This window comes from Clostridium sp. (assembly GCF_032576335.1).
Taxonomy (GTDB): Bacteria; Bacillota; Clostridia; order Oscillospirales; family Acutalibacteraceae; genus Faecalispora.
On the sequence record NZ_JAWFXC010000003.1, the window covers coordinates 32,697 to 56,114 of the forward strand.

The 23,418-nt window shown below is 43.9% G+C and carries 18 protein-coding genes; 17 read left to right on the forward strand and 1 reads right to left on the reverse strand.

What is annotated here, in order from left to right; all coding sequences use genetic code 11:
- The first annotated feature begins 209 nt into the window (after nucleotides 1-209).
- The 3 genes from E7L17_RS04110 (at nucleotide 210) to E7L17_RS04120 (ending at nucleotide 3,627) form a co-directional block, all read left to right on the forward strand.
- Nucleotides 210-872, forward strand: a complete 663-nt coding sequence (locus tag E7L17_RS04110) for a YoaK family protein (RefSeq protein WP_316321993.1) — start codon at nucleotides 210-212, stop codon at nucleotides 870-872.
- Between the two features lie 271 nt (nucleotides 873-1,143).
- A complete protein-coding gene (cysK, locus tag E7L17_RS04115) occupies nucleotides 1,144-2,076 on the forward strand; it encodes a cysteine synthase A (RefSeq protein WP_316321994.1) in 933 nt (310 codons plus the stop codon).
- A 540-nt stretch (nucleotides 2,077-2,616) separates the two neighbouring features.
- A complete protein-coding gene (locus E7L17_RS04120) occupies nucleotides 2,617-3,627 on the forward strand; it encodes a polysaccharide deacetylase family protein (protein WP_316321995.1) in 1,011 nt (336 codons plus the stop codon).
- 235 nt (nucleotides 3,628-3,862) lie between these two features.
- On the opposite strand, the gene E7L17_RS04125 is transcribed toward E7L17_RS04120, so the two are convergent.
- Nucleotides 3,863-4,963: a DUF3810 domain-containing protein gene (locus tag E7L17_RS04125; protein WP_316321996.1), complete on the reverse strand. Its 1,101-nt coding sequence runs from the start codon at nucleotides 4,961-4,963 to the stop codon at nucleotides 3,863-3,865.
- Nucleotides 4,964-5,367: 404 nt separating this feature from the next.
- Between E7L17_RS04125 and E7L17_RS04130 the strand changes: the two genes are divergently transcribed.
- From E7L17_RS04130 to E7L17_RS04195, 14 genes are all read left to right on the forward strand, one after another.
- Nucleotides 5,368-7,149, forward strand: a complete 1,782-nt coding sequence (locus E7L17_RS04130; protein ID WP_316321997.1) for a hypothetical protein — start codon at nucleotides 5,368-5,370, stop codon at nucleotides 7,147-7,149.
- Between the two features lie 78 nt (nucleotides 7,150-7,227).
- Nucleotides 7,228-7,722, forward strand: a complete 495-nt coding sequence (locus tag E7L17_RS04135; protein WP_316321998.1) for an LURP-one-related family protein — start codon at nucleotides 7,228-7,230, stop codon at nucleotides 7,720-7,722.
- A 229-nt stretch (nucleotides 7,723-7,951) separates the two neighbouring features.
- Nucleotides 7,952-10,585, forward strand: a complete 2,634-nt coding sequence (locus E7L17_RS04140) for a valine--tRNA ligase (RefSeq protein WP_316321999.1) — start codon at nucleotides 7,952-7,954, stop codon at nucleotides 10,583-10,585.
- A gap of 80 nt (nucleotides 10,586-10,665) precedes the next feature.
- Nucleotides 10,666-11,967 (forward strand): folylpolyglutamate synthase/dihydrofolate synthase family protein, encoded by a 1,302-nt coding sequence (locus tag E7L17_RS04145; protein ID WP_316322000.1) that lies wholly within the window; start codon nucleotides 10,666-10,668, stop codon nucleotides 11,965-11,967.
- Nucleotides 11,968-12,186: 219 nt separating this feature from the next.
- Nucleotides 12,187-12,525: an anti-sigma factor antagonist gene (locus tag E7L17_RS04150; protein WP_316322001.1), complete on the forward strand. Its 339-nt coding sequence runs from the start codon at nucleotides 12,187-12,189 to the stop codon at nucleotides 12,523-12,525.
- Nucleotides 12,509-12,952, forward strand: coding sequence for an anti-sigma F factor (spoIIAB, locus tag E7L17_RS04155; protein WP_316322002.1), 444 nt, complete (start codon nucleotides 12,509-12,511; stop codon nucleotides 12,950-12,952). The genes E7L17_RS04150 and spoIIAB overlap by 17 nt, the downstream gene beginning before the upstream one ends.
- A complete protein-coding gene (locus E7L17_RS04160; RefSeq protein WP_085833152.1) occupies nucleotides 12,945-13,601 on the forward strand; it encodes a sigma-70 family RNA polymerase sigma factor in 657 nt (218 codons plus the stop codon). Before spoIIAB ends, E7L17_RS04160 begins: the two co-directional genes overlap by 8 nt.
- Before the next feature lie 133 nt (nucleotides 13,602-13,734).
- On the forward strand, nucleotides 13,735-14,061 hold the full coding sequence (locus tag E7L17_RS04165) for a helix-turn-helix transcriptional regulator (protein ID WP_316322003.1): 327 nt from the start codon (nucleotides 13,735-13,737) through the stop codon (nucleotides 14,059-14,061).
- A gap of 145 nt (nucleotides 14,062-14,206) precedes the next feature.
- Nucleotides 14,207-16,216 carry a methyl-accepting chemotaxis protein gene (locus tag E7L17_RS04170; protein WP_316322004.1) on the forward strand — a complete coding sequence of 670 codons (2,010 nt, stop codon included), beginning with the start codon at nucleotides 14,207-14,209 and terminating at the stop codon, nucleotides 16,214-16,216.
- Nucleotides 16,217-16,361: 145 nt separating this feature from the next.
- Entirely contained in the window at nucleotides 16,362-18,077 is a 1,716-nt protein-coding gene (locus E7L17_RS04175; RefSeq protein ID WP_316322005.1) for a CotH kinase family protein, read from the forward strand.
- 805 nt (nucleotides 18,078-18,882) lie between these two features.
- Nucleotides 18,883-19,302, forward strand: coding sequence for a division/cell wall cluster transcriptional repressor MraZ (gene mraZ, locus E7L17_RS04180; protein ID WP_085834313.1), 420 nt, complete (start codon nucleotides 18,883-18,885; stop codon nucleotides 19,300-19,302).
- Nucleotides 19,303-19,428: 126 nt separating this feature from the next.
- Nucleotides 19,429-20,358, forward strand: a complete 930-nt coding sequence (rsmH, locus tag E7L17_RS04185) for a 16S rRNA (cytosine(1402)-N(4))-methyltransferase RsmH (RefSeq protein WP_316322006.1) — start codon at nucleotides 19,429-19,431, stop codon at nucleotides 20,356-20,358.
- Between the two features lie 38 nt (nucleotides 20,359-20,396).
- Nucleotides 20,397-20,885: a hypothetical protein gene (locus E7L17_RS04190; protein WP_316322007.1), complete on the forward strand. Its 489-nt coding sequence runs from the start codon at nucleotides 20,397-20,399 to the stop codon at nucleotides 20,883-20,885.
- A 234-nt stretch (nucleotides 20,886-21,119) separates the two neighbouring features.
- Nucleotides 21,120-23,378, forward strand: coding sequence for a penicillin-binding transpeptidase domain-containing protein (locus E7L17_RS04195; protein WP_316322008.1), 2,259 nt, complete (start codon nucleotides 21,120-21,122; stop codon nucleotides 23,376-23,378).
- Nucleotides 23,379-23,418 lie beyond the last annotated feature (40 nt).

Below are 23,418 nucleotides of genomic sequence, written 5' to 3' on the forward strand. Positions count from 1 at the left end.
CGTCTTTATTGACGGGCTCCTTTTTGCATGAAGTTTAAAGAAAGCTGGAGCGTTTATTTTCATATTATGTAAGAAGATTGTGGGAAGGAAGTACTATACATATTTAACCTGGTGCGGTTGTAAGTCTGAGAAATGTGTTATATAATTGTGCTTAAAATATTGAGAAACAGAATTCGTTTTAATTTAGCGAGTAAATTAAGGAGAAACCAGTGAAGAAATCTCAACAAATGTCCGAGTCCCTGCCTCTTGTAATTTTATTAACGCTATCCGGTGGGTTTATGGATGCGTATTCTTATATATGTCGAGATGAGGTTTTTGCAAATGCCCAAACCGGAAATCTATTATTGTTTGGGGTTAATCTTTCAAAGGGCAATTTTCATTTAGCTTGGCAATATGCTTTACCTGTTTTATCTTTTGCTTTTGGTATTGCTGTTGCGGAAATTATTAAAATGTATTTTAAGAATGCGCGGCGATTCCATTGGCGTCAGGCTGTACTTATGGCAGAAGTCGTTATTCTATTTATTGTTGCATTTATTCCCCAAAGTCTGAATCTGTTTGCAAATAGCCTGATTTCATTTGCCTGTGGTGCGCAGGTGGAGAGTTTTCGAAAAGTGAACGGAAATGGAATTGCCACTACAATGTGTATTGGCAATTTACGAGTTGCTGTGCAGAATATTTGCAATTATGGTTTTACCAAAAATAAAGAAGAAAAGAAAACCGGTTTATTATATTTGGCTATTATTGGAATCTTTGTCATTGGAGCAATTACAGGGAGTCTTTGCATCCATTTGTGGTATGAGAAAGCAATTATAGTAAGTTCAATATTTTTGCTAATCGGTTTTGCAATCATGTTTATTAATAAAGAAGCTTAGCAGTTTCATTTTTGTTGTAAAAACCAGTACCGGGATACCGGTACTGGTTTTGAAAATGTGCGAGTAGCGAAAAAGGCGCATGCCGGAATGCCTTTGTTGCTTTACGAATATAGAGAACAGCTAATTTCTATTATGGAAATATGCAGATGATATTTGAGTGCTATAATAAAACATAATAAATAGATATGTATACTTGGGTGTTTACAGCGGTTTTGATTCGACTGTACCCTGAGCTTGAAGATTAAAATTATAGGGAGAGGGAGTTTGCAAGATGGCACATTATGTAAATAGCATAACTGAATTAATAGGAAAAACGCCTTTGTTGCGACTAACGAATTATGAGAAAAAACAGGAGTTAAATGCAACTATACTTGCAAAATTAGAGTATTTTAATCCCGCTGGCAGTGTGAAAGACCGTGTTGCAAAAGCGATGATTGATGCCGCTGAGAAAAGTGGAGTTTTAAAAGAGGGTTCTGTGATTATTGAGCCTACCAGCGGAAACACCGGTATTGGTCTTGCATCCGTAGCCGCTGCAAAAGGCTACCGCGTTATTTTAACTATGCCTGATACGATGAGCATAGAAAGAAGAAATCTTTTGAAGGCCTATGGCGCACAGGTTGTGCTTACAGAGGGTTCCAAGGGAATGAGAGGCTCTATAATAAAGGCAGAAGAGCTTGCAAAAGAAATACCAAACTCCTTTATACCGGGCCAATTTGAGAATTTGGCCAATCCGGAGATTCACAAAGAAACTACTGGACCTGAAATTTGGCAGGATACAGAGGGCAAAGTGGATTTTTTCGTTGCCGGAGTTGGAACAGGAGGCACTATTACTGGTGTGGGTGAATATTTAAAAAGTCAGAATCCGCAAGTGAAGATTATTGCGGTAGAGCCGGCAAATTCTCCGGTATTGTCGAACGGGACTCCCGGACCAAACCAAATTCAGGGATTAGGCGCAGGCTTTGTACCGGAGGTACTGGATACCACTATTTACGATGAAATAATTTTGGTAGAAAATGAAGACGCTTTTTTAAAGAGCAAAGAGGTTGCAAAAACCGATGGTTTGCTGGTTGGTATTTCTTCCGGTGCCGCTCTTTGGGCAGGAGAGCAGCTTGCCAGAAGACCCGAAAATGCCGGTAAAATGATTGTGGTTTTATTACCGGATACTGGTGAGCGTTATCTTTCCACTCCGCTATTTACGGAATAAAAACCACGGCATTGCATTTTAGGGTTTGGTATGAATACGCGGCACGTACCAACTCCTTCAATTTTGTATAAATTAGACCGAGAGCTTTCATATTGAAACAAGATAAAAACTCGAACTCGTTAACTGCGTGAAAATGCGGTAATCGAGTTCGAGTTTTTATCTCCTTTATTAACGAGTAAATAAATAATGATCTTAGAATTTAATAATCTTAGAATTTCTAGTATAAACACAGAGTTATATTGCTATAACCGGCTCTCTGCTTTTCTGGAGGCAGTCCTCTAAAATAGTAGTTGTTTTCATGATGTTGTGGAGATGGTGCATAATGGAAACAAAATAAAGGTTACAATCCTGTTAAACTGCATTCTTTTTTGAACGGCTTGTGCTATAATAAGCAACACATTAGTAAATGATGAGAGCACACAAATGCTTCCATTAAAATTACTAGATAACGTTTCATTAATCGTCGTAAAATACGATTTTGAAACTGGTAAAAATGCTACTAAAAATTAATATAAACCTAAGAAAAGGGAAGTGCTGAAGGTGTCTGTCGGGAAAAAAAGAGTTATTATTGCTGCTTCTATGCTAGTGGCAGCAATTGGCGTGGGGGTTATTATTGGTTCCGTTGCTGGTTATATTACAACGTCATCGAAGCCAAACGCCTCCTCCGTTGTTGTATCAAATGAAGATGTGTCTGCACAGCTGGTAACATCAATACCAATTTCAAAGCAACCGGAATCATCGGCGGTTCAAAGCTCACAAGCACCGTCCTCCAAACCGGTTTCTTCCACACCTTCTAAAGCACCGTCATCCTCATCTTCTTCCCAGGCACCTGTGAATTCTGGTGCAATCTCGAAAGAAATGCAGGCGATTCAGACGATGTTCCCGAATTTTTATGTGGATCGTTCGGAAATCATTCCGCATCAAAAAGGGGATAAGGTTGCTTACCTTACCTTTGACGACGGCCCTTCCAATTTAACACCGGAAGTACTAAAGATATTGGCTGATAACGATGCCAAGGCAACCTTCTTTGTAATTGGGCGCACCGATGCACAGTCTAAAAAATGGATGAAGGACATAGTGGATCAAGGCCATACCATTGGTATGCACACCTACTCACACAACTACAAGCAAATCTATGCTTCGCCGACTGCGTTTTTTACCGATATGTCGAAGCTAAGCGATTTAATTGTTGACGCGACTGGTGTTAAACCGCAAGTTATGCGTTTTGCGGGTGGTAGCGTGAACAGCTACAACAAAACCATTGCCCGCCCGGTTGCGAATGAACTAACGCGCAGAGGGTACACTTACTACGATTGGAATGTGAGTGCCGGTGATGCAGAAAAGGGCGCAACAGCACAATCCATTTACCAAAACACGGTTAATGAAGCGCTCCAATATGAAAAAGCAATTATTTTGTTCCACGATGCTTCCACGAAACAGAATACAGTAAAAGAGTTGCCGAAGATTATTGAAACACTAAAGAAGAATGGTTACCGCTTCGATAAGCTGGATTCTACCGTAAAGCCAGTGATTTTCCGCCTGCCTTCTTAAGTTAATGATTAGATTTCAATCAATAGGCTGTTTTTGCCTGCAAAAAGAGGATAGAGCATTTGCTCTATCCTCTTTTTATATATATTTACAATGCAATTCTAGAAAAGGATTTGTACAGTTAAATAAATATTTACAATCTATGGCAGCTAAAATCGCTTTTGCATCCTAAAATAATATTTAAACGAATCAGTTTGATTCTTAAAATATCTGTGTGGGAGAATTATCAACAAATCATTTATTGTAAACCGTGGCGCTGCCGGTAATCTGCCAGCAAAAGGTCTACCATGCGGCCATAGCTTTTCACTCCGTCTTCCTGGCGATTTGCTTTTAAATATGTGTCGTTGGCTTTACTTGCTACATCTGCTACAGGACCTTCAAAGCGCTTCCAGTAAGCTTGGTTGGCGGCGAGGTCTTTTCGAGCTCCATCATTTAAAAGCGCATAGATTTCCCGTCCGGCAGATTCGTCTGCAGAATATAGGGAATTGCTTGCGTGTAGAAAAGCGAGCATTGTGCCAGAATAGGCGAATGCCTGGCTGTTACTATTTCGACATGCTAGGTAAGCGATGAAATTGGCTTCATCCTCGCGCATGTATCCTCGTACATGGCTTAGCTCGTGTAGCATAGTAACGGGTATGTTGTAAGCGGGGGCATCCATATTTACATTCGATTCTACTGTAAAAGGGAAATAGATACCTGTAATGTTTAGGTACGACATCACTCGTGATGCCATTACGAGTTTTGGTTTACCGTAGCCGCTTTTTAGGGTAGGGTATGTTTTCTCCATGGAATTCATTGTGATGCGGGCGGTTTCTGCCGCTTTTTTACGGTCTGAAAGAATGGTAACGCCTTGGTCGTCCGTTTCTATGCCCACCCGCTCTTGATTTGCCTGTTGTGCCAGCTCCGTGCATAGCGCTTTTAGTTCTTCCGTAGAGGAGGGGCGTACAGTCAGCCCTGCTACCTGCGCGAAAGGATAACGTGAGTAGTTTAGCCCGCAGTTTAAGGTATAGCTAAGGGCAATTATACCGAATGCACAAAGCAGTGTTGCCAGTGCGCGCAGCAACCGCTCCTTTCGCTCCTGCTTATTGCGAACTAGCTGAACAATCAGGCGTATCAGTAAGACGGGAAGAAGTACGATTAAAATTGCCAGAATACATTCTATAAGTGAAAAAGGGAATAAAGAGCTGATCCGATTGATAAACAGCGAGAATACCGGGTAGAGGGTTACACAGTACCACTCCGCCCAGTCTGGGTTTAATGAAAAAAGATATAATGCCACCAGCGAAAGTGGAAGCAATAGGGAAAACCAGCTTCGCTTGTATGAAATGAACTTTTTCAACTCATTTTTCTCCTTTAAATCGTCACCTGCAATCTATTGGTATAGGGCTTGTCCGTAAAGACTTCTATTTCATATGTACCAAAAACAGGTTGCAATAAATTAATTATACAATACCAATTCTTGAAAGTAAAAGAAAATAGTCTGTTTTCCATTCAGAACTATATTTTAGTCAGAAAGCAACGTCTATTTTCTAGGGCAATCTTGGTTTCTGCGCTTGGCAAAAGCTGGTCGATTGTGATACAATAAAATTCATATTAATTTATGAATTGCGTTACTTAAAATTCTAAATAACTCATAAAAATGGCGTTGTATTTGGGAAAATAATCTGTAAGTTTTTTAGTTGCTGTTTATAAAGCTAAATAATTCAGGTAACGCTGTTCTAACATCATTTACGGGAGCAGGCCATGTTAAAATCTCTTACACAGTCTCGTTCTAAATTGCTTCACATTTTGCCTTATGTTGTCATCGCGGGGATGACGGTTTTATTTTTGGTCCGTTCTGTTTTCGGATTCGATTGGTCCGACGAAACCTACTATTTGGCGCTTCCTTATCGCTTTTCTTTGGGAGACCGCCCGTTTCTGGACTCTTGGGACATTCACCAGACCGGTGCTTTGTTAATTGCACCTATTTTATGGCTGTATCGTCTGGTAGTGGGGGATATGACCGGGGTGCTTTTGTTCATGCGAATATTCTATATTTGTGTAGATGCCCTAGTTGCTCTATTGGTATACCGTGCAGTATTCCGCTTGTTTCGCCGCAGAATGCCGGCATTGCTTTGCGCAGGTTTGTTTTTTTCATTTACCCCATTTGGAATTAATAATTTTTCTTATAACAGCATGGGGTATCTTTTTACGATTTCTGCCGCCATGTTGGTGTTTATTTTGTATGGCGATTCATTTTCTATTCACGGGGCTTTTTTGATTGGCTCTCTCTCCGGAATTCTACTGGCGTTTGCCTGCATTTCCTACCCGTTCTTTATCATGGCAGTGCCAATTTTTTTATTGGCACTCTACCGAATTCGCCCTCGTGTGCGAAAAAATGGCCTTGAGCCGGAGTCTCTTGCCCCGCTGTTTGGCATGCTTTGCGGAGGCGCGTTACTGTTGTTTTTGGCGGGCGCATATCTTTTGTTAGTAAGCGGTGGTATTTGGGGAATACATGATAATGTAAAATACCTTTTTGAAGATCCGGAGCATTCATACCAAAACCTGTTTGTGAAAACCTCGCTGTTTTTGCAGGATTACCAGATGCTGACCATCCTTTCTTTATTAGAAATTACATTGTTAATTCTAATTTTATTATCTCGCCAATTAAAAACCGAGCTGGATTTGGCACCTGTGCTAGAAGTAATGATTTGGATTTGCATGCCTCTTAGCCTGATTGTGAATGTTGGTATGGTACTCATTCAATCGGACTTGGTCTTTACCTCTAAAGTAAACTACATTCAGGCTTGTGCAGGACTTTGGCCGCTGATACTAACTGCCTATCGTCCTCAGCGCCGTAGCCGGATTGTCATTTGGGTTTTATATTTACCGTCGCTGGTTCTTAGCTGGGCAGTTTATACGGCGAGCAATAATGGCATGACGGGCGCGTCGTATATTTTAAATCTTTCCTCATTGGCTTTGGTTTTAATCGCATATGATTTTTATACAGCAGAGCGGGAGGCGCCCGCTGCACGCCGCAGAATGCTGAAAACCCTTTGGGCGGCATTTGCCAGTTCACTCGTACTTTTGGTACTGTGCAATACGGTGATGCGCGCGCAGGCTGTTTACCGGGATGAACCGATTGTTTACCTGCGCACACAGCTTACCACAGGTCCGGCAAAAGGGCTTTATACCACACCGGCTGCGGCGGCTCGTTATACTGGCCTCGTGGAGGATATTCAAAGTTCCGTGCCGTCGGGCAATGGGCGTGTGATGTTCAATGAGCTATTGCCGTTTGGTTATATGTGCATTCAGCAAAGACCGGCACCACCATCGCTTTGGCGTGTGGAGCTGCCTTCCAAACGAACGGAGATATTCTTCCAGAAAAATCCGCAGAATCGCCCAGCACTTTTATATGTGGTAAAAGCGCCTTACGGAGTCAATAACGGTACACAACCGGTAACGCAGCGCATGGCTGAGCAAATGCTGGGTGGCTCAGTTGTTATGAAAGAAACGGAATATTCTTACCAATTTACCAGAAAATAAGGATAAGGGCAGTTTGGAATATTTTATTTTCCATTCATACGCCAACGGAAATCGATAGACGATTAAAGGGGACAACCGATGGATTATTATCTGAACAGACATACCGAAGCAGGTTCCACTCTGTTTGATGTATATGACACAACCGGTGCCTGTCTTTATGCGGTAGAAGGCGAATGGGGTTCGTTTGGGGGGAAGATGTATTTAAAAGACACTTCCGGAGCCGAAATAGCCAAAATAAGCTGTGTGGGTATTCATGGCCTATGTAAATACAGTGTGCAGATTGAGGAGCAGGAGCAGCTTCGCGTTACGTATAATTTGGCATCATCAAGCAGCAGCCTAAAGCTAAGTAAAACGGATTGGAGCTTGCGGGGCGATTTACTCACCCGTTGCTTTGATGCGGTCGACAGCAAGGGTGTTGTGCGTATGACCCATGCGCCATGCTGGACCCCTAACGGGGACGGCTACGGGATACAGGTGGAGCAACAGCCGGATGTACCGCTTGCATTATGCCTTGCCGTTATTGTAGATAATGCCGCATTATGTGGCCCGGGGTGTGCGGTGCCTGCCAATTAAGCATTGACAAAGCCCCAGAGCGATGGGATAATATGAGAATGATGCGAACAGCCGCGAAATGACTTATTTTGAACCGGATTTTGCGGAAAACAGGGCGTGGGAATCCCCGCGCTTTGTGCTTTTCAGGCGGTAATTGTATCTATAATTTGTACCCATTACACCGGGCGTTTTGCCCGTTTGGCGCTGAATAGCGCCGCCTTTATTTGGATCGATTTTAGGAGGAAACAGAATGAGCAAGGAGCTTGCGAAAACGTACGAGCCGCAGGAGGTAGAGGACAGAATTTATCAATTCTGGCTTTCTGGCGGCTATTTTCACGCGGAGGTGGACCCGAAGAAAGACCCGTATACCATTGTTATTCCGCCGCCGAATATTACCGGCCAGCTTCACATGGGGCATGCGCTGGATGAAACTTTGCAGGATATTTTAATCCGTTGGCGCAGAATGCAGGGCTACTCTGCACTTTGGCTGCCGGGTACCGACCATGCTTCCATTGCAACTGAGGCAAAAATTGTGGAGGCGATGCGTAAAGAGGGAATCACGAAGGAAGAAATCGGTCGTGAAGAATTCTTAAAACGTGCTTGGGAATGGAAAGAAAAGTACGGCGGAACCATTATTGGTCAGCTGAAAAAGCTAGGCTGCTCCTGCGATTGGGAGCGTGAGCGCTTTACATTAGATGATGGCTGCTCTGAAGCAGTAAGCGAGGTCTTTTTACACCTGTACGAAAAAGGGTTGATTTACCGCGGTGAGCGCATTATTAACTGGTGCCCCCATTGCCGTACTTCTATTTCTGACGCTGAAGTGGAATTCAGCGAGCATGAGGGTAACTTCTGGCACCTTCGCTACCCGCTGAGCGATGGCTCCGGCGACATTCATCTTGCTACGACCCGTCCAGAGACAATGCTAGGTGATACTGCTATTGCCGTTCACCCAGATGACGAGCGTTACCAGCATATGATTGGTAAAACCGTGATTTTGCCGCTCGTAGGCAAGGAAATTCCGATTGTTGCAGATACCTATGTTGAGCCGGAATTTGGAACCGGTGTGGTGAAAATTACACCCGCGCATGACCCGAACGACTTTGAGGTTGGTCTGCGCCACAATCTGCCTGTAATCAACGTGATGGACGAAGCAGGTATCATTAATGAGAATGGCGGCAAATACCAGGGGTTGGATCGCCTAGAAGCAAGAAAGCAAATCGTCAAAGAGTTGGACGAGCAGGGCTTCTTGCTGAAAGTGGAGCCCATTAAGCATAATGTTGGCTCTTGCTACCGCTGCTCTACCGTAGTTGAGCCGCGCGTTTCCAAGCAGTGGTTTGTTAAAATGCAGCCTTTGGCAGAGCCTGCAATTGACCGTGTACGCGATGGTGAAGTCAAATTTGTTCCTGAGCGTTTTGAAAAGATTTATTATCACTGGATGGAGAACATTCGTGATTGGTGTATTTCTCGCCAGCTTTGGTGGGGTCACCGTATTCCGGCTTGGTATTGTGCAGATTGCGGCGAAATGATCGTCGCCAAAGAAGAACCCAGCACCTGCTCCAAGTGTGGCAGCCACCACCTGCACCAAGACCCCGACACGCTCGACACATGGTTCTCTTCTGCTTTGTGGCCTTTCTCTACTCTTGGCTGGCCGAAGAATACCGAAGACTTAAACTATTTCTACCCGACTAACACCTTGGTAACGGGTTATGATATTATTTTCTTCTGGGTAGCTCGCATGATTTTCTCTGCAATTGAGCAAACCGATCAAGTTCCGTTTAACACGGTTCTTATTCACGGCTTGGTACGTGATGCGCAGGGACGTAAAATGTCAAAATCCCTTGGTAACGGCATTGACCCTCTGGAAGTTATTGCAGATTTTGGCGCAGATGCACTGCGCTTTACGCTCGCAACCGGCAACAGCCCGGGCAACGATATGCGTTTCTCCGACGATAAAGTTAGTGCCAGCCGAAACTTTGCCAATAAAATTTGGAATGCCGCTCGCTTTATCCGCATGAATATTGAAGATCATGAGGTAGAAAACCGACTGCCAGAGCACCTCACACAGGCAGGCCGTTGGATTATTGGCACGTTCCATGAGGTTGCCAAAGAGATTACCGAAAATCTTGAGAAATTTGAGCTTGGCATTGCTGTGCAGAAGCTTTACGATTTCTTGTGGGATGATTTCTGCGATTGGTATATTGAAATTGCCAAAATCCGTATGCAGGGTGAGGATGAGCAAACCGCTCAAAGTGCTCGCCAGGTTTTGGTATGGGTTATGTCGAATACACTCAAGCTCATGCACCCGTTCATGCCGTTTATTACGGAAGAAATCTGGCAGTCTCTGCCGCATGAGGGCGAGTCCATCATGGTTTCAAAATGGCCAGAGTACAATACAGAGCTGAGCTTTGAGCAGGATCGAATAGAGATGCAGCGCGTTATGGATGCCATTCGTGCTGTTCGTAACCGCCGTGCAGAAATGAACGTGCCGCCGTCGCGTAAGGCGCACCTCTCCGTAGCTGTTACCGGTACTGCCGCAGATACATTCCGTGCGAATATTGACGTGATTTCACGCCTTGCGTATGCAAGCCAAATTGAAATTGCGGATGCTTGGAATTTACCGGATGCTGTTACAATTGTTACGGATGCGGCAACTCTGTATATCCCCACCGATGAACTGGTAGATAAAAAGGCAGAGCTTACAAGACTCGAAAAGGAACTGGAGTCTGTACAAAAGCAGCTTGATTCCGCGGAAGCGAAGCTGAAGAATGACACATTCCTCTCGAAGGCACCAGACAATGTTGTGGATGGTGTTCGTAAAAATGCGGAAAAACTGGCGGAAAAAGCTGCCGGTATCCGTTTGGCAATCCAAAATCTAAGTAAATAAAATCGAACCGACTCATTTGAGTGCAGCCGCCATTTTGGTGGCTGCACCTTTACGGCGAATGGTCGGAAAGGGGACGCATCATGACATATCAAGAAGCGCTGGAACAAATTTCCTCACAAGCTAAATTTGGAATTAAACCGGGTCTTGAGCGTATGGTCAAGCTGCTGAGCAAAATGGGCAATCCGCAAGATCGCCTCAAGTTTGTGCATGTAGCCGGTACCAATGGCAAGGGCTCTACCTGCGCGCTGCTTTCTTCTGTGTTGACTGCGGCGGGCTATAAAACAGGTTTGTATATTTCCCCCTATATTATTGAATTCCGTGAGCGCATGCAGATTTGCGGGCAGATGATTCCGAAGGAAGAGCTTGCCTCGCTAACCGAGGAACTTCTTCCGCTGATTCATGAAATGGAGCAGGAGGGGGATTCCCTAACTGAATTTGAGTTCATTACTGCGATGGCCATGGAATGGTTTGCCCGCAGCAACTGTGATGTTGTTGTGCTAGAGGTTGGCCTTGGCGGCCGTTTTGACGCTACCAATTTAATAAAAACTCCTCTTGTATCGGTAATCATGTCCATCTCACTTGACCACACAGGTATTCTTGGCGATACGGTAGAGAAAATTGCATTTGAAAAGGCCGGTATCATTAAAGAAGATGGAGATACGGTTGTTTTCCCACGGCAGGAATACGGTGCTATGCAGGTTATCCGTGAAGAGGCTCGCAAGCACAATAATGGTTTCTGTGTAGCAGAGCCGGAGGAAATGGAGAATGTAGAAAGCGACCTGTTAGGTACACGCTTCGTTTACCGTGGTGAATCAATGCATATGCCGCTTATCGGCGAGCACCAAGTGCTCAATGCGGCAACTGTTTTGGCGGTTTTAGGTGTGTTGCGCCGAAAAGGCTTTCAACTACCATTGTCTACAGTGGCACAAGGGTTTGCTCAGGTTGCATTCCCTGCACGCTTGGAGCTGCTCTCTAAAAATCCCATCTTTTTGCTGGATGGTGCGCATAACCCCAATGGAGTGCAGGCGCTTGCGGCTGCGCTCAGGCAGTATCTCTCCGACCGCAGAATTACAGCGATTATGGGAATGCTAGCAGACAAAGATAGCCACGCTTCCATTGGCTATTTAAACGGCTTGCTTGATCAAGTGTATACTCTTACTCCCGACAATCCCCGCGCAATGCAGGCAGAGGAGTTTGCGTCACTTTGGCAGGACATGGGCGTTTCTGCCAAAGCAGCAGCATCTCCCCGGGATGCTGTTAAGCTTGCTCTGGAGCATGCCGGTAATGATGGCTCAATCGTTGTGTGCGGTTCGCTGTACCTTGCGGCAGAAATTCGGCCAATTGCGATTGAAATTTTAAAAGAGAAGTCCCCGTCCGCATAATTCGAGTAAAATTTTAACGATGAACCTCTATCCTTATGGGTAGAGGTTTTTTTATTTCCCGCGGTGGTTTTTCTGAGAATGGGACAGGCTGTTTTCCCAAATAAGTTTTCCAGAAAAAGCTCTAATTTTGTCAAAAAAATTAGAATATAAAGAATAATGTGAAAAATCTGGAAATAATAAAGAAGAAAACAAATGCGGGTGAATCCGGGAGGAAGAAACATGAATGATGTCAGGCTGATTTTAAAGGAAGGCACACTCACAGCCCTTCTCAGTGGTGAAATCGACCATCATAATGCCCGGGGTATTCGGGAAGCCATTGATGAAACGGCTGGAAAAACAAAACCAAAGGAGCTGATTTTGGATTTCTCCAGAGTGCAGTTTATGGACAGCTCAGGAGTAGGGCTTATTATGGGTCGTTATCGATTGATGCAGGTGCTGGGGGGAACCGTCACCATTGCGAACCTGCCACAGAAAGTGGAAAAGGTGGTTTCTATGGCGGGATTGGACAAGCTGGTGAAATTTGAAAAAGGAGTGGTATACCGTGAAACCGATGAATGAAATGAACGTGTCCTTTCTAAGCTGTTCTGCAAATGAAAGCTTTGCACGGGCGGTTGTTTCCGCATTCGTAGCGCAAATGGACCCAACCATTGATGAAATTTCAGACATTAAAACGGCTGTTTCTGAAGCGGTAACGAATTGCATTGTACATGCTTATAAAGATACGCTGGGCATGATTTACATATCCGCTAAGCTGTTTGAAGACGGTGCAGTGCAAATTCGTATTCGTGATAAGGGCTGTGGAATTGAAGATGTAACCAAGGCGAGAGAGCCTCTGTTTACCACAGGCGGCGAAGAACGTGCCGGGCTCGGCTTTGCTGTGATGGAAAGCTTTATGGATGCTGTTGGTGTTACGTCACGCGTGCAGAAAGGCACTACGGTTACTCTAAAGAAGAAGCTGGCCCGCAGGCGGGCTTCGAATGATTGACCGTGACCGCATGATCAGCGAGAACATCGGGCTGGTGCACGCGTGTGCCAAACGCTTTAAGGCGCGCGGTGTGGAGTATGAGGATTTGTTTCAGGCGGGATGTATGGGGCTGGTCAAGGCGGTCGATCATTTTGAAGAAGAACGCGGGCTGCGTTTTTCTACCTATGCCGTGCCGGTTATTCTAGGCGAAATGCGCCGTCTGTTTCGAGACGGAGGCAGCATTAAGGTGGGGCGTTCCCTCAAAGAGCTTTCCTTAAAAGCAACAAGAGCTACGGCAGAGTTTAATCGCATTCATGGCAGAACCCCCACCATTGGGGAGCTGGCAGCGGTGCTTGGGGTAGAAATTACCGAAGCAGCGCAGGCGGTAAATGCCGGGCAGCAGCCTCTTTCGCTCACTGCGGGAGATGATGAGGGCGGCGGGCAAATAGATGTGCCGGTAGAAGCGCCGGATGAGCGTATCTCAGAACTGTTGTCTTTGCAGCAGGTGATTGGTGAGCTCGAACCAAAGGACAGAAGCATTATAGTGTACCGTTACTTTAAAAGCCAAACGCAGGCGCAAACAGCCGAAGCCTTGGGAATGACCCAGGTGCAGGTTTCTCGCAGAGAAAAGGTGATTTTACGAGGACTGCGAGAAAAATTGCTAGAATAACTAAAAAATCGTATAAATATTTAAATAGCAGGATATAAAATACATTGTTGTATTTTATATCCTGCTATTAAAATGAAGAGAAAGAAAGTAAACTAATAGTAAGATTTTTGTATCGTATTATCTACGTTGGGAGGTGGGTTTACTGGATCGAAAAGCTCTTGGATTACGATTGTCGGCTGCACGTAAGGAAAATGGATATACTTCTGAGCGATTAGCCATGGAATGTAATATCAGTGCTGTGTATGTCAGGCAAATTGAATCTGGAAAATATCAACCCAGCATTTCAACATTAATTAAATTCTGTAATGTACTGCATCGATCGCTGGATTACTTTGTACAGGATAGTGTGGAGTGGAATGAACTTACAATTCTTTCAGGCATCGCTGAAAAATGCAAACGCCTGACACCAGAGCAGCTTCAAATGGTTGAGCGTATTATCGAAGCAATTATAAATGAATAAGCAAAACCTTACAGAAAAGAAGAGTCTATGACAGATTCTTCTTTTTTTCGCGTATTTTTGCATTGAAGCTTGAAACAACGTAATTAATAGAATATAATATGTATACTATATCCCTACAAAATATATTTTTTATGGAGGAGAGTATATGGCACAAGAAAAAGCAAGCGTTCCAAGGCGAGGAATTGCTTTTACAAAAATCTTTAGTGGCGATTCTATTAAAAAAAGATTACAAATCAGCATTATAGTGTTAGTGATAGCGGTCTCATCTATTTTAAGTATGGTCAGTTCTGTACTGTTAATGAATGATGCAAAGGAGAACATGACTTTTCGGATACAGGAGGGAGCTGCTGCATATAGCCAGTCTGTTCAAAATGCGATTGATATATACAAAGCAAAAATAGAGTCGATTGCTCATGATTCCACTATTTCTGACCCAACGAAAAGTGTAAATCAAAGGAATGCTGCTTTGGCTGCGGCTGCGGAAAAGTATGGCTTTGAATCCGTAATTATTGCTGATCCCAACGGCGATACTTCAGATGGGGTTAATGTAAAGGAACGCGAGTATTTTCAAAAATCACTTGCAGGGCAAACCTACCTTTCCTCTCCTTTATTAAGCAAAGCTACCGGTAAAATGGTTTTAATTATTTCCACGCAACTCAACGGCGGAACTGGAGTGGTTTATGCGAGACTTTCCAGCGACTTATTCAGTCAAATGATTCAGAATATCTCTATTGGTACATCTGGGTACGGATTTATTGTGGACAAAACCGGCACTATTGTTGCTCATAAAAATCAGGAAACAGTGACTCAGCAAACCAATTATATTGAGTTGGCAAAAAAAGATGATAGTTATACACAAGTTGCCACAATTATTACCAATATGATTACTGGTAGCACAAATGTACAGACAGTGCAGTTCCAAGGCAGTGAATTAACAGTAGGCTACACCAAGATTGCCGATACGGACGGTTGGTCGATTGGTGTATCTGCAAAAACTTCAGAAATGATGGGCAGTTTTTACACCTCTATTCGTATCATGATTGTATTGTTGGTTTTGTTTATCCTTGCTTCGTTCTTTTTTGCAGCGAGAATTGCGAATCCCATTGTGAACCCGATTATTAGCATTGTGCGTCGGCTAGCACTGCTTACAGAGGAAGGCGATTTACATACTGAGGTACCGCAGTTCCGCACGAAAGATGAAATCGGTACATTGTCACAGTCTCTTACTAATATGGTTGCCACGCTCAAAGCAATTATTGAAGAAATGTCTTTTGTATTAGGCAGTGTTGAAAAAGGAGACTGCACGGTAAGTGCTCAGTTGGATCTCAAAGGTGATTTTGATCCGCTCAAATCAGCACTGAATGGAGTAATTTCTAATTTGAATACCATTTTTGGGGATTTTAGAGATTCTATTAATCAGGTAGCTGCAGGTGCCGACCAAGTATCTTCTGGTGCCCAGCTATTGGCCTCCGGTGCTACGGAGCAGGCCGCAAGCATTGAAGAACTGAATGCTTCTGTTAGCAGCGTAGCGCAGCAGGCAGAGGAGAATGCAGAAACGGTTCGCATGGCTGGGGAATACATGGTAATTGCAAGTGAAGGACTAAATAGAGGAAACCAACACATGCAAAAGCTAGATAAGGCCATGAATGAAATAGCAGAAGCTTCCGAGCGAATTTCAAATATAATAAAGGTAATACAAGATATTGCTTTTCAGACGAATATTCTTGCGCTCAACGCAGCGATTGAAGCTGCGAGCGCAGGAGCGGCCGGTAAGGGCTTTGCTGTAGTTGCCGAAGAGGTTCGTGAACTGGCAGGTAAAGTGGCGGATGCAGCAAAACAGACTACTGCTTTGATTGAGCATTCGTCTGAAGTAGTTGCAGATGGCGAAAAAATGTCGGTAGAAACGGCTGCAGTACTGCTTGAAGTTGCAGAAAAAGCGGCTGTGGTAGAAGAGTCGATGCGCAAAATAGAAAAAGCTTCCACAGAGCAGGTAGAAGCGATTGAACAAATTAATACAGGCTTAGCGCAAGTATCTGCGGTTGTGCAAACAAATGCGGCCACGGCGGAAGAAAGCTCCGCCTCCAGCGAGGAATTGGCATCTCAATCTCAAACCATGCGAGATGAAATTAGTTGGATTAAGCTGTTAACCGATTAAAATCAAATATTTAAAATAATAAAAACCAACGTCAGCTTTTGCTGGCGTTGGTTTTTATTTCAGATTGATTTCAGAATGGGATGTTATAATACCATAAAATTTCATCGGCGAGAGAAAAAATGAAATATTTAGTGAGGAGATATACATGATACACAAAAGAAAATTCATCCCGGTTATAACTATACTACTAATAATGGCCTTATTGTTACCGTCGTGTTCAGCGGGTACAGGGCAAGCGTCTTCATCGGAATCCAGTGTGGCTTATGCTTCACAAATAAACAAAAATTCTGTGATGACAGTTGAAATTTCGGCTGACCCGGAAAAATGGCAAGCAATGCTAGACAATGCGTCGCAAAAAGAATACATTTCTGCGGATGTTACCATAAATGGGACAACCATTAAGAACGTTGGCATTAAGCCTAAGGGGAATTCCAGCCTTAAGGCGATTGCAGAAAATGACGACAGCGAACGTTACAGCTTTAAAATAAAGTTTGATGAATATGTGGATGGCCAAACGTGGATGGGCCTAGATATATTGGCATTGAATAACAATTATTCAGATGCGACTTCTATGAAGGAATATCTTAGTTACGATATAATGAATTACATTGGAGTGGATGCGCCGTTGGTCTCTTATGCCAACATTAGTGTAAATGATAAATCATGGGGTTTTTACCTAGCGGTTGAAGCATTGGACAGCAGTTACCTGGAACGCACGAAGAACGGCGAGGGTGAATTATATAAACCGGATAGCCAAAAGATGGGTGGAGGTATCGTATGGAATGCGCAGGGCGAACAGTCAAGCAATCCTGCACGAACAGAAAGTAGCGCATCATCATCATCTTCCGCAAATCAGACATCCACCGCTTCGTCGAATGCAAACGAGCAGAAAAATGATAAAGACAAACAGTTTCCACCCGATTTTGAGAAGGGGGGAGGAATGCAGTCTGACGATGCCACTGCGCTGATCTATACAGATGATGAAGAATCCAGTTATTCCTCCATATTTGATAATGCAGAAACAAAAACCAATGAATCGGATCACAAGCGTGTGATTGAGGCAATTAAAAATTTAAATAGTGGAACCGATTTGGAAAAGTATGTGGATGTAGATGCGACACTGCGTTATCTGGCGGCACATACGGCCGTAGTAAATTTAGATAGCTACTCGAGTAATATGGGACACAACTATTATCTTTATGAAAACAACGGACAAATCAGTATGCTGCCATGGGATTATAACATGGCTTTTGGGGGGTTCCAATCTAAAGATGCAAGCTCGGTTGTGAATTTTCCAATTGATACTCCCGTTTCTGGAGTCTCTATGGAAGATCGTCCCATGATATCGAAGCTTTTGGAGGTACCGGAAAACCTGAAAAAATACCATGAATATTTACAGCAAATTTTAGACAATTATTTTACAAATGGGAAATTTGAAGAAAAGGTAAATGAAGTCAATACCCTAATTTCAAGTTATGTAAAAGATGACCCCTCCGCATTTTTCAGTTTCGAGGAGTATGAGACTGCGGTTAAAGAGCTAAAGAAATTAGGTGCGCTTCGTGCAGAGAGTATTCAAGGTCAGCTTAGTGGCACCATTCCTTCTACAACAGAGGGTCAAAAAACAAATTCAAGTTCATTAATAGATTCCTCTTCTGTAAATTTGACTGTATTAGGTGATAAAGGCGAAATGGAACGCGGTGCTCCTGATGGAATGAATTTTGAAACGATGAAAAAAGCTATGGAGATATTGCAATCTACCACAAACGGAACCATTACAGAAGAGAAAAAAAGTCAGCTCAAAGAACTTGGGTTGACGGAAGATCAGATAAATCAAATGCTGAAAAGGTCACAGAAGAATTAGGCAAAGTAGCTATGATCGTTTCAGACAACTTGCAATAAAAAACCATACTGTGGTGGGTAGCAAAGTTAAATAACATATGTTTTTCAAATGTGAGAAAGTTGAAAAGAAGAATTTAAAAAAATCCATTACGTTAGAAATAGTTAGACGAATACTGCAACGAATGACTATTTAAGGAAAGCAATTTGATAGCATTGAAGCCTGATTGAAGCCGGCGTCTATTAGACGCCGGCTTCTCTTTTTCAAATAATTGACGAGGCATACCATTAGTTAGTTCAAAGGAGCGGATGTCTTTCATTTTTTCTTTCTCATTTTTTTGGTTTTTTCTTTGGAGCTAGCTGGATACCACAAAAAGCTACAATTTAAATTGCAGCAAAGAAGTTATGCGAAAGAAGAACATAAAGTGCATATAAAGATTTTCGTCTCGTTTTTTACCTTATAGATAGATTCTAGAATAGATTCAGACCTTTGACTGAAACAGTGGCTATTTAGTTCGTATTTGAATATATAATTTGGTTTTAGAGCTGTTTTGCGGTCAAAGTGGGGGACGTATAGCTAAAAAAGAATGGCTTTTTGCTTTTTATGGGAAAACTAACTAATAAGTTTTAAAAAAATGGAGTGGAAATACTTTCCAATAATTAGAATGGATACTGCTTTTAAGCCCCGAATTTACTTGATTTGTGTCGTATCCAGGGCGAAAAAAAAGATTGCTTTTTTCCCTCTCATCCTTTATAATTTATACAAAAGTGGTGAAAGGTGGAGGGAAGTAGAGCAAAGTGGTTTGCATTTACTGCCCGGACAAACAGTTATGTTGATTGGTGAATACCAACATAATATTGATCCAAAAGGCCGAGTGATTATTCCCGCTCGATTTCGCGAAGATTTGGGAGAGCGGTTTTACATTACTAAGGGCTTGGATGGGTGCCTTTTTGTGCTTTCTGGTATTGAGTGGGAGCGTTTGCAGGAGAAAATCCGGCAGATGCCAATCTCGAAAGCCAGAGGCCTTCAACGCTTTTTCTTTTCCGGTGCGGCTGAGGTTGAACCGGACAAGCAGGGACGTGTATTGATTCCACAGCAGCTACGGGATTATGCACAAATCCAAAAAGACGTAGCAGTGATTGGTGCTTCCAGCAGAGCCGAAATTTGGGATGCAGCACGCTGGGCAGAGTTTAACTCTGGCCTAACGGAAGACAGCATTGCAGAAGCAATGGATTTACTGGAACTGTAAAATGGCTGTTAAGTGATACAGCCTAAGTACTCGAAGCGGGAGTATGACCGCCGCTTGAGGATGAACCATTGGAGTTCTCGCCGGTGAGCGGGTATCTAATTTTCGTTATGGAGCGGGTGAATAACTGTGAGCTTTGGGCATGTACCAGTATTGTTTCAAGAAACAATTGAATCATTGAATATAAAGCCAGATGGAATTTATGTGGATGGAACCGCAGGTGGCGGTGGCCACTCAGAGGCAATTGCTAAGCGCCTTGGTTCAGAGGGAACCCTTTTGGCAATTGACCAAGACCCGGATGCGATTCAGGCGGTAAAAACAAGGTTGGGGAATTACCCGAATGTGTTGGTTCGGCAGGGGAACTTTTCTCAAATGGCAACCCTCGCTGAAGAGTGTGGCTTTCATGGGGTGGACGGTATATTAATGGATATTGGCGTTTCCTCCCACCAGTTAGACACAGCGGAGCGCGGCTTTTCCTATCATCAGGATGCACCTCTTGATATGCGTATGAGTCAAAAGGGGACAAGCGCGGCAGACCTTGTAAATACGCTTTCTTGGCAAGAGCTTGCCAGAATATTAAGCCAATACGGTGAAGAGAAAAGTGCAGTTCGAATTGCCAAAGGGATTGTAGCAGCCAGAGAAGAAAGCCCTATTACCACCACCTTGCAGCTTGCTGAGGTTGTTCGGCAGTCTGTTCCGGCGGCAGTGCGCAGAGAACCGGGGCATCCGGCTCGCAAAACCTTTCAAGCACTTCGGATTCAAGTGAACGGTGAGCTTGATCGTCTTTCTGAAGGGCTTAACGCTGCGTTTTCATTGTTAAATACAGGTGGGCGCCTCGCGGTAATCACCTTTCATTCGTTAGAAGACCGCATTGTGAAAAAGAGAATGGCACAGTGGTGCCAAGGTTGTGTTTGTCCGCCAGATTTCCCGGTATGCGTATGCGGTAAAACCCCGCAGGCGGAGCTTCTTTATAAAAGAGGGCTTTCGCCTTCCGAAGAAGAATTAATTGAAAATCCACGTAGTCGCAGTTCTCGGTTGAGAGTGTGCATAAAACTGTAATTTAGAGTACGAACATTAGGAAGGAGTGTCACCAGTCAATGAGCAAACAAAATACGGCATACGATTTTTCTCTATTTGAGCCCCAGCAAAAGGAATTGCCTAGAAAGCCGAGTAATGTCATTGAGCTGCCTTCCAGGCAGTTAGAGGAAAATCGACGCCCTAAGCGAAAATCATTCAGACTGGTTGCTACCTTCTTTTTTATGGCTATTATGGTTTCTATTCTGGGAACTTTGGTGTATGGTCAGGTTCAGCTTACTGAGCTTACCGAGCAGATAAACGTTGCCACCAAAAGAATGGAAGAGCAGAAAAGCGTGCATACACAGCTGAAAGTAAAGTCCGATTCCCGAATGACCCTCCAGGCCGCCGAGGTGTACGCGAAGGATCAACTAGGTATGCGTAAGATTACATATAATCAGGTAGAGTGCATTAAATTATCTCCCGGCGACAAAGGGCATGTTCTTGATCCCAATGCGGCAGGTAACTGGTGGACCTCCGCTTGGAATTCGCTACAAAACCTGCTGTCATAATTATGGCGGCTTACAAATAAGTATGAATACCGGAGTTTTGTAAACCGGGAATGGATAGCCGAGAGTTGAGAGATAATCTTAACTCTCGTTTTTGTAACAATAGTTTACAAATTTAGTTAGTAAAATCAGAATTATGAGTAATAAAGTTTTTTACCGATACCAGTCTTTCAAAGCTGGAAGTTGAATACTCATTATACAAAAGCATGTATGCCGGAAAGTACGGGGGATTGTGTTATGGCAAAGGGAACAACCATAAGAATGTGGCGCAGAACACTCTTTCTGCTGGCTGTATTTATGGTGATAGGGTTTGGTGCAATCATTTTCAGTTTAATTAAGCTGCAAATTGTGGAAGGGCAAAGTCTTCAGGAGCGTGCCGTAGAGCAGCAAATGAAAGATACAACGATTCCAGCGATGCGTGGAACAATATATGACCGCAATATGCGTCCCCTTGCCCAGAGCGCTACTGTTTGGACAGTGGTGCTGGAGCCTGCCTACCTTACAACGGATGAACAGCGGGAAAATATCGCCACGGGCTTGTCCCAAATACTTGGTATGGACAAAAACGAGGTGCTGGAGCACGCCAAGAAAAAAAGCTATTATGATGTTTTAAAGCGGAAAGTAGATACGGAAGTAAAAGATCAAATTTTAAAATTTAAGGAAGAAAAGAAGATTGGTAATGGTATTCGTTTAATAGAAGATTATAAACGATATTACCCCTTCGGCAGCTTTGCTGCTTCCATTTTGGGATTTACGGGAACCGATAATCAAGGCCTTTCCGGTCTAGAAGCATATTACGACAAACAGCTTACCGGCACTGCCGGGCGTCTTGTTACAGCCAAAAATGCGATTGGAACCGATATGCCCTTCCAATATGAACAAAAGGTGGAGGCGCAGGATGGTTACAGCATGGTGCTTACGATTGATGAAATCGTACAGCATTTTCTGGAGAAGTATTTGGAAGAGGGCGTAGTAAATAACAAGGTTAAGAACCGCGCAACCGCCGTTGCAATGGATGTAAAGACCGGTGCAATTCTTGGTCTTGCGGTAAAAGGTGATTTTGACCCGAACTTCCCTCTGATTATTTCAGACCCCACTGAAGCAGCCCGTGTTGCAAATATGCCGGATGGTGATAATAACACGGAAGAAGGCAAAAAAATAAAGCAAGCGAAATCGCAGGCCAAAATGGTTGCCCAGCAGGCTCAATGGAGAAACAAAGCGGTAAGTGATACATACTACCCTGGTTCTGTTTTCAAAATGGTAACTGGCTCCATGGGAATGGAGGAAGGTGTGGTAAATGAAAACACACAGTTCTTTTGCAATGGTGCAGCAGTTGTATCAGGTACCACCATTCGATGCTGGAAGCATGGCGGCCACGGCAGCGAAACCTTTGTGCAGGGACTAATGAACTCTTGTAACCCGGTGTTCATCCGAGTAGGCGAGATGCTGGGTGCAGAACGCTTCTTTAAATATTTTGCCGCCTTTGGTCTTACCGAAAAAACAGGTGTTGACTTGCCCGGCGAAGCGGGAAGCCTTTATTATACAGCCAGCCAGCTGAACCCCGTAGAGCTGGCAACCGAATCTTTTGGCCAGAACTTTAGTATTACTCCCATTCAAATGATAACCGCTGCCGCGGCAGTGGCAAACGGCGGTAATCTGGTACAGCCTCATGTGGTGAGCCAGGTGCTCGACAGTGATGGAAATATTGTACAGTCGATTGATTCTAAGGTAAAACGTCAGGTTATTTCGGAAGATGTTTCGCGCCGTATGAGCAAGATTTTGCAAATGAATGCGACTACAGGTACAGCAAAGAACGGTTACATTCCCGGCTACCGAGTGGCGGGTAAAACAGGTACCTCTGAAAAAGTGGCAGAGTATATTGCCGGCGGTAAGAAAAAGATGGAGTACATTGCCTCTTATTGCGGCTTTGCACCCGCAGATGACCCGCAGATTGCTTTGCTTGTATTCTTTGACGAACCGCAGGGGGACAGTTACTACGGTGGTGCAGTTGCAGGCCCAGTGTTTGCAAAGATGATGGAAGAAATTTTACCGTATTTGGGTGTTGAACGGAAATATACGGATGCAGAAATGGAGAAACTGGATGTTGCCACACCAGACGTAACGGGTAAGAAGCTGGACGTTGCAAAAGCAGCAATTCAAAAAGTGAACCTAAAGCAGAAAGTGTATGGAAACGGTGATACTGTTGTAAAGCAAATTCCAGAACCCGGCAAGAGTGTACCGCAAAACGGTACGGTAGTGTTGATGACCGATGCAGACAGCGGCAACCGTCAGGTTACCGTTCCTAATTTGGTAGGCCTTAGCTTATCGCAGGCAAATAGTGCGGCGGCAGAGGCAGGCATTAATATTACGGTGTCTGGTGCAGCACTAACCGGCGGTAAGGCACAATCACATTCGCAGAGCATTACTGCGGGAACAAAGGTGTCTCCCGGAACGGTTGTAAATGTTGGCTTTATTGAGTTTGACCAAGTGCAATAATGAGTTAACGAACGCTTTTCTCAACCCCGTCACAGGGCGG